Source organism: Alcanivorax sp. HI0083, assembly GCF_001635175.1.
This window is the reverse complement of the sequence record NZ_LWFX01000689.1, coordinates 1-265: the sequence shown is the minus strand read 5'-3', so window position 1 is coordinate 265 and position 265 is coordinate 1. Positions and strand designations below refer to the sequence as shown.

The following is a 265-nucleotide window of genomic DNA, read 5'->3' as shown; positions in this document are numbered from 1 at the left end:
GATTTCTTTCAAAAAGTGTGCAGTTCGTATAGATCCTGACCTTTGAGTCAGGGTAAGCTTTCTTTTTGAGTGAAGAAAGATCGGTAAGAACCTTCAGGATATGCTCACAAGAACCTTCAGTACCTCGTATATAGTCGTGTACTACTGGCAAGTGGCTGTCAAGTGAAAAAAACAGTTGGTCTGGCCCCTCTAGCAAGAGACGATGATAGTGGGACTCTTCCACCAGTGAACCATTAGTAAAAGCGGCCGTGTTCAACCCGAGTTC

The 265-nt window shown here is 44.5% G+C and carries 1 protein-coding gene; it reads right to left on the bottom strand.

Going from position 1 to position 265, the window contains the following annotated elements:
• Positions 1 to 265: hypothetical protein (locus A3754_RS28475; protein WP_231880521.1), on the bottom strand; the 265-nt coding region annotated here is incomplete at both ends.